The sequence below is a fragment of the Streptomyces sp. NPDC046881 genome, from assembly GCF_040645015.1.
In the GTDB taxonomy this organism is placed as follows: domain Bacteria; phylum Actinomycetota; class Actinomycetes; order Streptomycetales; family Streptomycetaceae; genus Streptomyces.
This window is the reverse complement of record NZ_JBEYXJ010000166.1, coordinates 1-13,524: the sequence shown is the minus strand read 5'-3', so window position 1 is coordinate 13,524 and position 13,524 is coordinate 1. Positions and strand designations below refer to the sequence as shown.

18 protein-coding genes and 1 pseudogene are annotated in these 13,524 nt (G+C 71.3%); 18 read left to right on the top strand and 1 reads right to left on the bottom strand.

The genetic code is table 11. From position 1 onward, the window contains the following. Positions 1-141 precede the first annotated feature (141 nt). From ABZ923_RS39150 to ABZ923_RS39095, 12 genes are all read left to right on the top strand, one after another. Positions 142-306 (top strand): hypothetical protein, encoded by a 165-nt coding sequence (locus ABZ923_RS39150; protein ID WP_361482459.1) that lies wholly within the window; start codon positions 142-144, stop codon positions 304-306. An 82-nt stretch (positions 307-388) separates the two neighbouring features. After that, on the top strand, positions 389-574 hold the full coding sequence (locus ABZ923_RS39145; RefSeq protein WP_361482456.1) for a hypothetical protein: 186 nt from the start codon (positions 389-391) through the stop codon (positions 572-574). A gap of 160 nt (positions 575-734) precedes the next feature. Continuing rightward, entirely contained in the window at positions 735-1,040 is a 306-nt protein-coding gene (locus ABZ923_RS39140; RefSeq protein WP_361482453.1) for a WhiB family transcriptional regulator, read from the top strand. A gap of 201 nt (positions 1,041-1,241) precedes the next feature. Continuing rightward, complete coding sequence (locus tag ABZ923_RS39135; RefSeq protein WP_361482461.1) at positions 1,242-1,433, top strand: DUF5999 family protein; 192 nt, start codon at positions 1,242-1,244, stop codon at positions 1,431-1,433. A 103-nt stretch (positions 1,434-1,536) separates the two neighbouring features. After that, on the top strand, positions 1,537-1,713 hold the full coding sequence (locus tag ABZ923_RS39130) for a hypothetical protein (protein WP_361482451.1): 177 nt from the start codon (positions 1,537-1,539) through the stop codon (positions 1,711-1,713). Between the two features lie 197 nt (positions 1,714-1,910). Next, positions 1,911-3,764 (top strand): DUF2637 domain-containing protein, encoded by a 1,854-nt coding sequence (locus ABZ923_RS39125; protein ID WP_361482448.1) that lies wholly within the window; start codon positions 1,911-1,913, stop codon positions 3,762-3,764. 114 nt (positions 3,765-3,878) lie between these two features. Next, positions 3,879-4,355 (top strand): hypothetical protein, encoded by a 477-nt coding sequence (locus ABZ923_RS39120; protein ID WP_361482445.1) that lies wholly within the window; start codon positions 3,879-3,881, stop codon positions 4,353-4,355. Further along, on the top strand, positions 4,352-4,660 hold the full coding sequence (locus ABZ923_RS39115; RefSeq protein ID WP_361482442.1) for a hypothetical protein: 309 nt from the start codon (positions 4,352-4,354) through the stop codon (positions 4,658-4,660). The genes ABZ923_RS39120 and ABZ923_RS39115 overlap by 4 nt, the downstream gene beginning before the upstream one ends. A gap of 127 nt (positions 4,661-4,787) precedes the next feature. Beyond that, positions 4,788-6,971 carry an ATP/GTP-binding protein gene (locus ABZ923_RS39110; RefSeq protein ID WP_361482439.1) on the top strand — a complete coding sequence of 728 codons (2,184 nt, stop codon included), beginning with the start codon at positions 4,788-4,790 and terminating at the stop codon, positions 6,969-6,971. 19 nt (positions 6,972-6,990) lie between these two features. Beyond that, positions 6,991-7,410, top strand: a complete 420-nt coding sequence (locus ABZ923_RS39105; RefSeq protein ID WP_361482436.1) for a conjugal transfer protein TraB — start codon at positions 6,991-6,993, stop codon at positions 7,408-7,410. Positions 7,411-7,491: 81 nt separating this feature from the next. Continuing rightward, positions 7,492-9,627, top strand: coding sequence for a chromosome segregation protein ParM (locus ABZ923_RS39100; protein ID WP_361482433.1), 2,136 nt, complete (start codon positions 7,492-7,494; stop codon positions 9,625-9,627). Between the two features lie 79 nt (positions 9,628-9,706). Next, a complete protein-coding gene (locus ABZ923_RS39095) occupies positions 9,707-9,895 on the top strand; it encodes a hypothetical protein (RefSeq protein ID WP_361482431.1) in 189 nt (62 codons plus the stop codon). Here the strand turns inward: ABZ923_RS39095 and ABZ923_RS39090 are convergent, their stop codons facing one another. Continuing rightward, positions 9,896-10,057: a hypothetical protein gene (locus ABZ923_RS39090; RefSeq protein ID WP_019329449.1), complete on the bottom strand. Its 162-nt coding sequence runs from the start codon at positions 10,055-10,057 to the stop codon at positions 9,896-9,898. A gap of 152 nt (positions 10,058-10,209) precedes the next feature. Here ABZ923_RS39090 and ABZ923_RS39085 point away from each other — a divergent pair, with 152 nt between their 5' ends. The 6 genes and pseudogenes from ABZ923_RS39085 to ABZ923_RS39060 form a co-directional block, all read left to right on the top strand. Further along, a complete protein-coding gene (locus tag ABZ923_RS39085) occupies positions 10,210-10,758 on the top strand; it encodes a hypothetical protein (protein ID WP_361482428.1) in 549 nt (182 codons plus the stop codon). Between the two features lie 120 nt (positions 10,759-10,878). Beyond that, entirely contained in the window at positions 10,879-11,688 is an 810-nt protein-coding gene (locus ABZ923_RS39080; RefSeq protein ID WP_361482425.1) for a hypothetical protein, read from the top strand. Positions 11,689-11,738: 50 nt separating this feature from the next. After that, positions 11,739-11,993, top strand: coding sequence for a hypothetical protein (locus ABZ923_RS39075; RefSeq protein ID WP_361482422.1), 255 nt, complete (start codon positions 11,739-11,741; stop codon positions 11,991-11,993). Positions 11,994-12,244: 251 nt separating this feature from the next. Then, positions 12,245-12,709, top strand: coding sequence for an RRQRL motif-containing zinc-binding protein (locus ABZ923_RS39070; RefSeq protein ID WP_361482419.1), 465 nt, complete (start codon positions 12,245-12,247; stop codon positions 12,707-12,709). A gap of 186 nt (positions 12,710-12,895) precedes the next feature. Further along, the gene (locus ABZ923_RS39065; protein ID WP_361482416.1) at positions 12,896-13,195 is read left to right on the top strand and encodes a hypothetical protein; all 300 of its coding nucleotides are present in this window, start codon (positions 12,896-12,898) and stop codon (positions 13,193-13,195) included. A gap of 91 nt (positions 13,196-13,286) precedes the next feature. Further along, positions 13,287-13,524, top strand: a pseudogene (locus ABZ923_RS39060) (GGDEF domain-containing protein); the annotation flags it as partial.

Below are 13,524 nucleotides of genomic sequence, written 5' to 3'. Positions count from 1 at the left end.
CGCATCATGCAGGGCGGCCGGGGCCGTGGCTGCTCGTACAAGCAGTCAGCCCCCCAATTGGGGAGTGATCGCGACAGCCCCTGGGATTGCGGCCCGACGGGCTGTCCAGGACCTGACTCGGAGGACCTGATGCAGCACAGCATGACACGCACCACGGCGCAGCCGCGGGTCGGGATCATCGACGACATCGAGCGCGAGGACGACGCCAAGGGCTACGAGCCCGAGGACGCCGCCCGCATCGACTTCGCCGAGGTCCTCGTTCCCACCACCGCGCTGGCGCTGACCGGATGGGAGGTGGCGGCGTGATCACCAGCCTCACCGACGACGAGCGAGAGGCGCTCTCGCAGAAGAACCGGGAGCAGAACCAGCGGTCGGAGAGGCACCAGAAGTGAGCGCCCGTCCGACCGACGACCTGTTCGTCCGCTACATGAAGGCGTTCGAGGACTCCACCACGCACACCACCGACTGCCCGGCCTGCCAGGGCAAGACGCCGTGTACGGAGGGGGCGCCGATCCACGAGCGGTTCGCCCGTCTCCAAGACGCCTACACCGCACGCCAGAAGCAGCAGCGCTGATCACCCGGCCCTGCCCGTCGTCCCCGCGCCGTCCCGGCCGGGGCCGGCGGAGAGCGCCGGGAGTTCACCCCCGCTCCGGCCGTTTGGCCGCAGACACGCGAACAGCCCCAGAGATTGCGGCCTTGGGGCTGTCTCGTACGGACCTTTCCGGGAGGCCCTGATGAACGGCTCCATCGTACGCACCAGCTACGCCCCTTCCGCCGACTTGCCGGTCAACACCAACTGGCGCGACCGCAGCGCGTGCCGGGACGAGGATCCCGAGCTGTTCTTCCCGATCGGCAGCACCGGTCCGGCGCTTCTACAGATCGAGGAGGCCAAGTCGGTGTGCCGTAAGTGCCCGGTGTTGGAGCGCTGCGCCTCCTGGGCGCTAGAGAGCGGTGAGGCGCACGGCGTGTGGGGCGGGATGAGCGAGGACGACCGCCGCCGGATCAAGCGCCGCGCTGCCCGCAAGCGCGCCACTGACTGACCGCTGGACGGGAGCGGCGGGCAACTCCTGGCCCGCCCCGTAGCACCACCCTCGACCGGCCGCCCGCACGACGGGCGGCCGGTCTTTCCCATGTTTCTACCCCGGGAACGTCCCCGGCCTGCTTCCTTGCGAGGAGAGTCCATGCGTAGCAGTACCCAGCTCAACACCGCCGCCGCCTCCGGCAACCGGCTGCCGGAGGTGCTGTGCACGCACACGCCGACGTGCCCGACCGCCGAGAGCCCGGACCGGGAGGCCGCGCACGCGGTGGCCGCCCACCCGGAGCAGGGCTGGAGCCTGCTGTGCAACGGCGTCCTTCTCTTCGAGGACACCGGCGAGCTGCTCCCCGACGGCCGGGTCATCGCCCCGCACCGTCCCGTCACGGCCGCGGACTGACGGCTGCCTGATCCGCCCGCACCGGCCGCTGAGTCTTCTGGCGGGCCGGGTCGGGCGGTGATGGGGAGCCGGACAGTCCGGACCACGACCGAAGGGACTGGTCATGCGAGGAGCGCGTGTCACGCTCACCACCGATGTCGAGGCGCTTGGCACCCGGCACCACACCGGGGACCAGGGCGTCGTCGAAGAGGTCCACGTCGACGGCGACCTGACGGTCCGTATGGACGACGGCCGCCGCACCTTCCTGGGCAGCGAGGAATGGGTTATCGCCTCGCAGTGAGCCCGGCTGACGGTTGCCTGATCCGCCCGCGAGTCTCCGGGGGCCGGTGTGGGTGGTGGTGGGGAGCCGGACAGCCCGGCGCGCCGCCAGCGAGTTCGCGCCCGCCCGGCGGGAGCTGCACCCAGTTTCGCGCTCGCCCCGCGACGCTTCGCGAGTCCGGCCACCCATCCCCGGGCCGCCGGTCTTTTCGTGCGCACGTGGGGCGAGCCAGTGTCCGCCTCGCAAGCAACCATCCGCACCGATCGCTGTTTCGGGGACGCGCCGCCGCGTTTCGGGAGCAGCCGCCGCCGTTTCGCGTACGCCCTGAGCGACCCCCTCCGGAGGACCTTATGACGATCACCGACTGGCCGCGCGCCGCGGCCGAACCCGACCCCGAGACGGCTCCGCCGACCGCCGTTTCGGGAACGTCCGCACCGGTTTCGCAGAAGCCCGGCACCGTTTCGGAGACGGCGGAGCCTGTTTCGGGGACGGAAAGCGGAACCGGAACGAAGCCCTCCCCGGGACGGCTGACCGGCACTCAGAAATGGGCAGCCGGCGCGATCGTGGCCGCCGCGCTCGTGCTCGCGGGCATCGGCCTGTACCTGAGCTTCGAGCACGTCGCGGAGTTCGCTCACAAGGAGCTCCGCTTCGGCTCGCTGGGCAAGGGCCAGCTGTTCGCGGTCGGTGTCGACGTCGGCATCATGGTGATGATCGCGGTCGACCTGCTGATGGCCTGGCTCAAGCGCCCCATCAGCTGGATCCGCTACCCGGTTTGGCTGCTGACCGCAGCGACCGTCGTCCTCAACGCCGCGTCCGGCGCCCCGGAAGGGGCCTGGAAGCTGCTCGACTACGTCGCGGCCGGCGCCCACGGCGTCGTGCCGGTCCTCTTCATCACCGTGGTGGAGCTGGGCCGTGACGCCATCGACCGCGTTGTCCGCCCTGAGCAGGCCGAACGGGACTCCATCCCGTGGCTGCGGTGGGTCCTCGCCCCGGTCGCGACGGCCCGGATCTTCCGTCGGATGCGGCTGTGGGGCGTCACCTCCTACCCGGAGATGATCCGCCGCGACCAGCAGCTCATCGCGTACGAGCAGTGGCTCAAGCGCAAGTACAAGGGCGACATCTCCCAGGCATCCGAGGATGAGCTGCTGCCGATGAAGATGGCCCCGTACGGCTACACCGTCGACCAGGCCCTGGCCATGCCCGACGAGCAGGAGCAGGCAGCCCAGGAGCGGGCGGAGGAAGCCGAGCGGCGGCGCCTGGACGCGGAGACGCGCAGTGAGGTCGCCAAGGCGGAGTCCGAAGCCGAGCAGCTGCGCGCCAAGGGCAAGGTGGAGGCGGTCCGCGCGGAGGTCGACGGTCAGACCGGCCAGGCCCGCGCTCACGCCCGAGCCCAGGTCAGCGCCGCAGAGCGGGCCGCCGCTCTGGAGCAGGAAGCGCTGGACCAGGCCGTCATCGCCGAAGCCCGAGCCCGTGGGGCGGAGGCGGAGCGCAAGGAGGCACAGGAGCGCGAGGCGAAGGCCGAAGCGGACCTCCGCGCAGCTGAGCTGGAGCGCCAGGCAGCCGAGAAGCGGAAGCTCGCGGCGGAAGCCGACCGGGTTGCCGCGGCGGAGGCACAGGCGATCGAGACCCAGACCATCGCCGAAGCCCGCGAGGCTGCTGCCGAAGCGAACCGGCGTGCTGCCGAATCGGAGAGGGCCGCTGCCGAAACGCAGCGCGCCACCGCCGAAGCCGCGCGCAAGAAGGCGGAGGAGGAGCGCCTCCGGGAGGTCGCTCTCGCCGACGCCGCCCGCGCGAGGAAGGAAGCCGCCGAAGCCGAGCGGGCCGCCGCCGAAACGCGACGGGCTGCTGCCGAAATCGAGCGGCGCGCGGTCGAAGCCGAGGACGTCGCGAAGCTCAAGCCGCGCGAGCGGGCGGTCCGCCGGGTCGCCCGGATGATCCTCGCGGTCGGCGGCGACGCCGGCCGGCTGCCGCTGGCCGACATCCAGCACGAGCTGGCGGTCACCTCGCCCGGCACCGCCTCGGAGTACCGCCAGGAGGCAGCCGAGCTGCTCGCCGGCGGCTACCGCCCCTGATCCACCGTCCGGCACACACCAGTGAGGGCCAGCCCGCGGGAATCGGGCTGGCCCTCGCTGCGACTGCCGGAAGCAGTCACAGCCCCACCAGTACACCAGGAGGGAATCCCCGCCGTGAACAGCAACAACGACCCGAACTACTCCCCTCTGCGCGATGTCGCGCAGAACCCGGAGGCAACCGCCCGGTACCTGGCCGACGTTCAGCGGGTCCTGCTGGACATCGGCAAGAACCTGGAGACCCTCGCGCACGAGACCCGCGTGCACCTGCGCGACACGCACGTGGAGGGCGACCGCTGGTACCACGCCAGGCTGCGCGCAATGCCCGTCGAAAAGGCGCTCGGGAACGTGCTCAAGAACCTGAACAACCTCACCGAGGGCCTGGAAAAGAGCGCCTATAAGCGCCGCGCTCACGACGAGGCCGTGCTGAATACGGCAAAGGGAAGGAAGGAAAAGGAGCTGGAAAGGCAGCGTAAGAAGAATCCACAGGCGCTCCGGGCCGCACCGAATTCGCCGCAGCAGGGTGCGCAGAGTCAGAATCTCGGCTATGGCGGTCCCGCGTCGATTTACGACATGGGTCGGGAGTCGGCGTGAACCGCCCCCTCAGCAGCGCGGAACGCTCCGCAGAGCGGCGCCAGAAATGGCTGAAGGAAGAGTCAACGAAAGCCCGCGAATCTCGCGGCGAGGCAGGGCAGATGGAATTCTGGCTCCGCCTGGCTCGATCCCGAATGACCAAGGACGTTAAAGCCGGTCGCGGCGACGTCTACTCCGGATTCGCGCTGATCTGCCGCCTGTTCATCACGGCGATGGACCAGCGCGTGGAGGGCGACGGACGGATCTGGAACGACCTGCTGAGGTACGCGGAGCAGGTCGTGGCGAAGCACCCACCGCGTCACTGAACGTCACCAGTGAAGGACCCGCCGGACTCCGGCGGGGCCTCGCGCGCGTAAAGCGTGCACACGTGCACGTGCACACGCGTGCACGCAAGACCTCACGCTCTGTCAAGACCCAGGAGGGAGGCGCACCGTGTCCGATGAGGACGGCACCGGGACCTTGGTCCAAGGCCCCTGGAGCGGTGATTCCACGTACGTGCCACCGCCGATCCCGGATTACGGCGATACCATTCCGCCACCGGAAGACATTCCCCCGGCTCCCCCGGAGTCGCCGGAAGAGACGACAATGGAACTGCCGACGATTCCAGCTGCCCCGGACCCGTCGACGGCCTTGCGTTCCGAAGGAATTACGGCGCCGGAAACCGGTGGAGATGCCGGCGAATGCGAGGAAGGCGATTACGAGCAGCCTCGTTCTCTCGCTGACCGTCTCGGTGACTGGCTGGAATTTCGGTTGGAACGGGCGCGGGCCCTGCATGAGAGCGAAGCGCCTTTCCGTGAGGCAGAAATAGCGCGGAAGGCGGCACTGCTGGAGGGTCGCACCGCGCAGGAAGTCGCGATGATGGAGCAGAACGGAAAGCTCCACGCCGCGATGATGAAAGCGAAGGGCGACAAGGCGGCGGCACGCGGAAAGGCGGACGCCGACCGCACGAAGTCGTCCGCTTCCGGCCTGGGGTCGGACAAGGGCCGTTCAAAGGCCGGTGGCGGGGGCGGATCCTCGCGCGGCGGTGGCGGCAGCGGGCCGTCCCGCATCAACACCGGCTCGGGGTCGAACCGGTCCGGGGCCTCACGTGCTGCCAACTCCGGCGACCCCGGCGGTCGTTCCGGGGCCGGATCGACCGGGGGCGGCAAGGGCAGCGCGAAGGGCTCTCAGGCGGGTTCTGGCGGCCGTCCAGCCGGTCCCGGGCGCAGCGGTCCGTCCGGAGGGCCTAAAGGCTCTCAGACGGGCTCTGGCGGCTCCGGCCGTAGCGGCGGCTCGAAGGGTGACGGCGGCCGGACACAGAACGGTCCGGCGTCCAGTGCTCGTGCCGAGCGGGCCCGCGGCCGCCAGGAGCGCGCCGCGGCCCGGCAGACCGGGCGGCAGGAGCGGCGCAGCGCCGGACACGCCGCCGGCGTCGCGGACCGGTCCAAGGACCGCGACCAGGCCCGCGCCCAGCGGCAGCAGGCGTGGGGGGACCACCGCGCGAAGCGGCAGGAGCGCGATGCGGCGCGGAAGGCGAAGCGGGAAGCCGCAGCGTCGGCCGCGCCGGGCCGCACCACGTTGGGCCAGGCCGTCGGCGAGGAAGCCCAGCGCCGCTGGGACAAGCGCCGCGCCGACGCGGAGGCCACCAAGGCCGCCAAGGCCGGCACCGAGAAGGTGAACCTGTCCAAGGACAAGGGCACCACCGGCAAGGGCGAGAAGACCGCCAAGGAGGGCTCCGACGGGGCCTCCAGCGCCGCGAAGGACAGCAAGGCGACCGATGAGCCGGGCAAGGAGTCCACGGCCGGTGACAGGGCGTCTGACGGTGCGAAGAAGCGGCGCCGGTTTAGGCGTAGGCGTACCGGAGCGGGTTGGACGTGGACTGGACGCCGCGGACCCGTCCGATACGGCCGACGCGCCGGACGCGCCGGCCGTACGGGAGGCGGCAGTACGGGCCGGGGCGGTCGGCGCGGCCGTCCGGCGGGCAGCCCGTTCGGCGCGGAGGACTCCACCCCGACGGTGGAGTGGCCCGAGCACGACACCCGCCCGCCCAAGCGCACCGCCAAGGGCGAGGACGACATCGTCGACGCGGACATCGTCCCCGACAGGCCCGCGGCCGTGACGGCCGGCGTCAAGGGCCTGCCGCCCGCACCGGAGAAGCACACCACCCGGCCCGGCACCAGCCGTCCCACCAGCACGGAAGGGAGCAGCGTGAGCAGCTCGGAGGTCAGCAGGCCGTCCGGTGCGAGCGGCCTCGCCGCCCAGCACCGCACGGACATCACGTTCGACCAGTACCTGATGGAGATGGCGAACATCGCCATCAAGGCCGCCTCCGACCAGGAGCGCGCCGAAGCCCTGATGGAGGCGCTCGGCAAAGTCGCCGACGCCCTGCGGGAGATGGCCGCCGACCTGGTAGGCGACCACAACATCGACACCGCGGTGACCGACCTGATCGCGGACCTGGCCGACTCTGCGGCCCGCATGAAGGCGCAGGCCGAACGGTGTGCCGAGCAGTGCGGCATCGCCAAGGAGGCCGCCACGCTCGCGGCCAAGGAGGTTGCCCGCGTCTACGGCGAGGACATGGCCGCCATGGAAGAAGCCGGCCTCAAGCACGCGTCGGCCGCCGCCCACCACGACTGAGCACGGGAGGACCACCGCGATGAGCAGCGAACTCGCACCCCGCAACACCAGCACGGCACCCGCCGTGGCCGACGACGACAACCGGTACAAGGCCGTCCAGGCCAAGCTGGACAAGCTCGGCACGGCCATGGACGACGCCGGCCTCGAGCTGGAGGCCATCCACCGCAGCATGCAGAACAACGCCACCCACACCGAGGGCGTCACCGACGACATCGAGAACGCCGGCCTGGACCCGAAGTTCGTCCGGCTGACCGTCAACGTCTCCCTTGCTTTGCTCGGCGCCGCCCGAGAGGTCCGCAAGATGTCCGACATCGCCGAGGAAACCGTCGACCTCACCCACCAGACCCGGCGCACCCACGCCAGGCTCTACGGCGCGCTGGACGACATCCGCTCCAACCGGCGCGAGAAGACTCCCAGGCCGGGCTTCCTCAACCGCTGAACCCCTCCCCCACCCACCCCGCCATGGGCGGCCCCGCGACACCTGCGGGGCCGCCCGTGCTCGTTCCAGAAGGAGAAGCCGGTGACCACGCCGCGCAGTGTCGCGCTCGAACGCCTCGCCTACACCCTCGCCGCGCCCGTGCTGGCCGTGGCCCCGAACGTCTACCCCGACAGCCCCGTCAACTCCGTCGTGCAGCTGGCCGGCGCCGCCGGGATCGGCGGCTGGATCCTCGCGGGCAAGAGCGAGGAGACCGGCGCCGGACGCAAGATCCTGCGCTGGTCCCCGCTGGTCCTAGCCGCCGCCGTCGACGTCGCCGCCAAGCACACGCCCGCCTGGGGCCCGTACTGGCTGGACGGACTGCTCGCCGCCGGATGGGCGGCGGCCGGCTACCTGGTGATGCCGTTCTCCCGGCACACCCGCCGCCGTCACCGTCCCGCACTCGCCGCCCCGGCCCCGCAGCCAGCACCCGCCCAAGCCGCGGAGCCGACCGTGGCACAGCCGGACGACGGAGCCGACCAGCTCACCCGCGAGGCGCGGATGCTGTGGGAGCGCGCCGGGATGCCCGCCCGCACCCACGTCGTCAAGGCCACCCGGCACCCCGCCATGCGCCACGACCTCACCCTGCTGCTGCGCGCCTCGGAGACCGGGCGGCCGATCACCGGCCTCTCCCCCGAGATCGTCGGAGCCGCATTCGGCGTGTCCGCGGCCGACGTCACCCTCAAGGACGTCGCCATCCAGCCCGGCCGCCAAGGCGGACCCGGCTGGATGGAAGCCCTCATCACCCCCGAGGCCAACGTCCGGCGCCGCACCAAGCCGACCGACCAGGAGCGCTGGATCGACCGCGTCGCCGGCCCCAAGGGCGGCGCCCCCGGCTCCGAGCTGGTCCACAAGACCCGCGACGACACACGGGGGGTGACCTTCTACCGGGCCAGGATGACCGATTCCACCGAGACGCCGCGCATCGACCTGGCCAAGGTCTGCCGCGCGCTGAACCTGCCCGAGGACGACTCCTGCGTGTTCGTCCTCATCGACGGCAGCGAGTTCCTGATCAGCGCGTTCGACGAGCCGCCGCTGTCGCAGATCTTCCCCGCCACGCGTGAACTGCTCACCCCGGACGCCAAGGGCATGTATGTGTGCGGGTACACCATCACCGGCCAGCCGGTGAAAAACATGGTGTACCAGCACGACAAGAACGCCGCGCGTCACGGGCTGATCCTGGGCGTGTCCCGGAGCGGGAAGACCCAGTACTTCGCGATCGACATGGCCGCCATGTCGCTCGCCGGCCAGGTGGTGTGGCTCTCCACCGTCCGCAAGGACGAGAAGACCACCGTGCTCGGGAAGTACATCGACCGGCAGGGCTCCAACGCGCTGTGGATGGCCCGTTCACTGCGCGCGGCGAAGGCGTTGTGCGAGATCCGGGCGGAGATGCCCTGGCCGCACGACGGGCAGCCCCACGACTACAAGCCGGGTGACCCGCGCTGCCCCTACCGGCAGCTCAACGTGTTCGCGGATGAGTTCATGACCGCCGCCCAGGACGGCGACTTCGGCGAGTTCATCCAGAAGGACGGCGACGACCTCACCGTCACCGGACTGAAGTACGGCATCGGCTTCAACCCGGCAGGCCAAAGCCCATTCGCGCACAACGGGTTCTCCACGGAGATGAAGGACAACCTGCGGCAGAACAGCCGTCCGACCATCTTCAACATGGGTTCACCCGGCGCCACCCGCAAGGCGGCGGAAGGCACGATGGAGAACCCGTACGACGTGCCGACCATCCCGGCCCGCTACTCCCGCAGCGAAGGCTCCGTGATCGAGCGGGCCATGCGCGGCGAGGCCGACCCGGAGAACGGCGTCTCCACCGGCGGCGTCGCGGTCATCGTCCTCGACAACGGACGCGCCGTGCTCATGCGGTCGCTGTACGCGGACTTCGACACCGACCTCTCCCGGCTGTTCCCCGACGAGGTCAACAGGCTCACCGACTACGAGATCAGCGAGCTGGACAAGCGCGGCCTGTGGTTCGACTGGAACGAGCCCGTACGGCCCGGCGAGTTCTGGCCCGAGCCCGACGAGGACGACGGCGACTCCCGCCGGCGCGGCGGCGGAGGCGGCGGCAAGAGCGGAGGCGGGCGCGGCTCCAAGAGCGGCAACCGCCGCTCCGAGCAGGTCACCTCTCCCCGCCAGGCGCTGGAGGCCATCAAGAGCCTCACCGACGCCTGATCACACCCACCCATCCCCGGGGCCGGCCTGTTCGAACGCGGTCGGCCCCACCGACCCCTTGTGAAGGAGCACCACCGCCGTGGCCCTGTCCATCTCCGCCGCCGTGCTGCTGGGCATCATCGTCCTCGCCCTGGTCAAGGGCGGCTACGTCCGCGTCGGCTCCGTGCTGGCCTGCACGCTGTTCGGCTTCACCCTCGCCGCCACCGGCCTGGCCCCCACCATCAACAGCGGCCTCGCCTCGCTCGCCGGGCTGATCTCCAGCCTCTGACTACGCCTCCGTCCACGGCGGGTCCGGGGTGTAGTTGAGCCCGTCGCAGAAACGGCAGTCCCACTCCGCGGGCACTTCCCACTTGTCGACCCAGAAGCCGACCTGCTTGCCCACGAAATAGTTGTCCCCGCCGCACCACCCGCACTCAAAGACGAACTCCACCCCATCCCCTTCCCCGCGCCTGATGGTCCGAGGATGCCCGGGACACAGGTGCGCCGACACCCAAACGCCCACTCCCCCGCTACACACGCCGAAGGGCGCCGCCGGAGACCCACCCCAGCGGCGCCCTTCGGCGTCCGCTGCCTGGAGCCCCGATGCCCCATGCCTCGCCCTCCACCGCCACAGAACACCCCGCCCCGACCACACCGGCCGCGCCGCCGGCGGAACTGACCCTCGAGGAACGCCTCACCCTCGTGAACGCGGCGATGACCGCGCGCCTGGACAAAGCGGCCGTGGCTTACGAGGTCAACACCGCGCACATCCCCACCGAGCCCGTGGACCTGGACGACGTCGTCACCGTCCCGCTGACCCCGATGCTCCAGCCGCCGCCGGAGTCCTACCCGACCCCCGTCGCCGCCCTTCTGCAGCGCGCCCACCACCGGCTGCTCACCGGCGGCTGGTGCTCCGGCACCCTGGTCGACGAGGACGGCGCCCGCTGCATGCTCGGAGCCATCCGAGCCGAGACCCGCGGCGACAGCGGCCTGGAAGCCAGCGCCGCCTCCGTGCTCCTCGACGCGATCCGCCGCAAGTTCGGCGACGACGTCGACTCCGTGCCCTCCTTCAACGACGCGCACGGCACAGGCCGCATCCCGATCCGCATGGTCGGCCAGGCCGCCCACCTCGCAGACGCCCGCGGCCTCTGACCCCCAGCCTCCGGACCACCTGCCTCGCACCCGAACCCTTCGCGGTCGGGTGCGGGTCAGGCCGTCCGGCCTGCGCACCACCGCCCATCACACGAACCCGAGCGAGGGAGTCGCCCCGCCATGCAGTCCGACAACAAGCCCATCAACGGCCAGCACAACCCGAACTTCCTCGACCTGCTCAACCAGGTGCCCGAGCCGCCGGTCCCCGACCTGGTGGACAAAGAGCCCGGCAAGAAGCGCTTCGCCCGGCTCCGCGCCGGGTGGGACGCTTCCTGGGAGCAGGGCGGCTTCCTGCACGAGCGGTGGGAAGAACTGCTGCAGGCCCGGCGCCTCGGCTGGCACGAGATGGCCAACTGGATCAAGGCCGTGCTCAGCCTCGCCGGGATCTGCGCGGTCATCGTCCTGCTGGACGCCGCCAGCGACATCGTCAGCGCCGTGCTGCACCGCCTGTCCGCCACCCGCACCGTGATCGAGCCGCCCGGAGTCGACACCACCAGCGGCCTGTGGGGCGTGATCGACAACCCGATCCGCTCCTACATCGGGCAGCACAGCATCGGCCTCCCCGTCCCCGGCACCGCCGTCTACGCCTTCTGGCAGCTCACCGGGCTGATCGGCCTCATCGGCGGATTCGCAGGCAGCACCGGCGCCCGCATCCTCTGGACCGCATGGGGCCTGTCCGGCGTCGCCATGGTGTGGTCCGCCACGCCCGACGACAGCCGCACCCTCGCCACCGGCATCGCCGCCCTCCTGTGGGCGCTGGCCAGCATCCTCGCCCTGCGCGGCCTGAGCCTGCGCCCGGTCATCAACAACTTGGCCCCCGCTGCGCCGCAGGTCAACGTCTACCCCGCGTTCCACTTCCCGCCGCAGCCCACGCCCGAGCACGACGACCTGGACAACGAACCCGACAACGTCCACCAGCTCCAGCGCTGACTTCGCGCCCACCCCGTCCCGCACCACCACCGAGCACCGAAGGGAATCTGATGAAACCGCAGCTGGAGGAGACCGAGTTCTGGGTCGGCACCATCCACGGGAGCCACGACGGCCTCCCCGCCAAGGTCACCGCGACCCGCGACGACACCCGCCCCGAGCCGTACGCATGGACGTGCACGTGCGGCGTGTCCCGCTCCTTCCCGACCGAACACGGCGTGTGGCCCACCGCCTGGCGGCACACCCACCCGACCCGCTTCGACCGGCTGCGGTCGTGGGCCACCCGCCGCTTCCGCACCGCCCGCTGACCTGACGCCCTGCCCGGCCCTCGCCCGCCCCGCTCTGGGCTCGGGCGAGGACCGGACAGGCCGCCCGGCCGCACGTGGCGCCCCGCCGACACCAGCACAGTGGGCGGGGCGCAGCGCTGTCCACCGATCACTGGAGGAACGCTCGTGCTCATTCCCCGCCCGCGCCGCCGGATTGGCCGGCCCCGCCCGCAGCGTCCCGGTCCCCGCTACCCGCACCGCCCCGACCGGGTGCCCGGCGCCTGGAGCAGGTGATGCCGCGCCCGAGGAAGAAGCGCCGCCGTCCCGAGGTGACCCGGGTGCCGCGCAGTGACGCGGTGCTGCCCGAGTACGACCGCAGCACGGTGCCAGAAGGCTTGGTCACCAGGCGGCAGTTACGGGATATGGGGCTGAGCCCCGGCGACAACGAGGGCCCGGCCGCGATCCTGCGTTGCAGGCTGTGCGCGACCCGCCCGCAGTGGTCCTGCCGTCATCCCACCCGCGGCTACCTGCTCCGCGTCGACCTGGCCAAGCCCAAACGGACGCCGACGCTCGCTCAGGAGTGGGCCCTCGATCGGGCGATGGCGGCTCGGCAGACCTGTGGTCAGTGCGGGAGGCGGTTCTACATCTGCCTCTCGAAGAAACTCGGCTGCTGCCTGGAGTGCTTCGACGGCACGCCCGTCGACCCCAGCAGCCTTATGACCCTCCCGGCCCCGGCCGTTCACCAGCTGGCCGCGTGAGCCAGCCCCGTCCCAGCACCAGGTCCGCTTCGACGCGTACGTCCTGGACGCACTCCGCGGCGTAGGCCTCGACTCCCCTGCCTCCATCGCTGCCTGACGGGCTCTCCGTGCCGCCCCCGACCCTCCCGCACCACGGAGGCCGGGGCGGTCAAAGTGGCCCCTCAACACCGGAAGGAGATGGACGTCATGACTCACCTGTACGAGGTCGACGTCCCCATACGAAGCACCGAGACGCCCACCCTGCGCGGGGTGCACGTCTTCACCGGCCTGGCCGACAGCCGTAGCGCCGCCGTTCGGATCGCCCACGAGGCCTACGACGCGGCGCGCGAAGCGGCGGAGGCCGGACGCGAGATCCCCCACGGTCGGCCGGACGGCTGGGGTGCCTGCGGATACCGGCCCGGCTGGGAGCTCGACTGGCCCGCCGCTACCGCCGGCCCCTGGAGGAGCCCGTACAGCTGGCTCAACTCCAGCTCCTTCGAGCTGTAGCCCTGCCCCGGGACAGCCGCTCTGCTTGACCGGCTTCGACGACTGTCCCGGGCCCACCCATCCCGTACGAGACGAGACGGAGAACCCAAGTATGTCGTCGCTCCTGCGCGTTCAGGGCCGGTTCGGCCAGCGCACCCTCTTACTGACGACCGCCGCCGTGCCGTTGACCGGCTGGGCAGTCCACGCGGTCACGCTGCACCGGCAGCTCGCCGCCACCCGCCGCGACCCGCTGACCGGCATGCTGCGCCGCGACTCCTACACCGCCCGCGCCCGCCGGCTCCTGGCCCGCCACGGCGACGACACGGCCGTGGTCCTGGTCGACCAGGACC

Coding starts and splice junctions, on each gene's coding strand:
- ABZ923_RS39150 (WP_361482459.1), top strand. CDS start 142: ATGACACGCACCACGGCGCAGCCGCGGGTCGGGATCATCGACGACATC.
- ABZ923_RS39075 (WP_361482422.1), top strand. CDS start 11,739: ATGAAACCGCAGCTGGAGGAGACCGAGTTCTGGGTCGGCACCATCCAC.
- ABZ923_RS39070 (WP_361482419.1), top strand. CDS start 12,245: ATGCCGCGCCCGAGGAAGAAGCGCCGCCGTCCCGAGGTGACCCGGGTG.
- ABZ923_RS39105 (WP_361482436.1), top strand. CDS start 6,991: ATGAGCAGCGAACTCGCACCCCGCAACACCAGCACGGCACCCGCCGTG.
- ABZ923_RS39130 (WP_361482451.1), top strand. CDS start 1,537: ATGCGAGGAGCGCGTGTCACGCTCACCACCGATGTCGAGGCGCTTGGC.
- ABZ923_RS39080 (WP_361482425.1), top strand. CDS start 10,879: ATGCAGTCCGACAACAAGCCCATCAACGGCCAGCACAACCCGAACTTC.
- ABZ923_RS39140 (WP_361482453.1), top strand. CDS start 735: ATGAACGGCTCCATCGTACGCACCAGCTACGCCCCTTCCGCCGACTTG.
- ABZ923_RS39065 (WP_361482416.1), top strand. CDS start 12,896: ATGACTCACCTGTACGAGGTCGACGTCCCCATACGAAGCACCGAGACG.
- ABZ923_RS39085 (WP_361482428.1), top strand. CDS start 10,210: ATGCCCCATGCCTCGCCCTCCACCGCCACAGAACACCCCGCCCCGACC.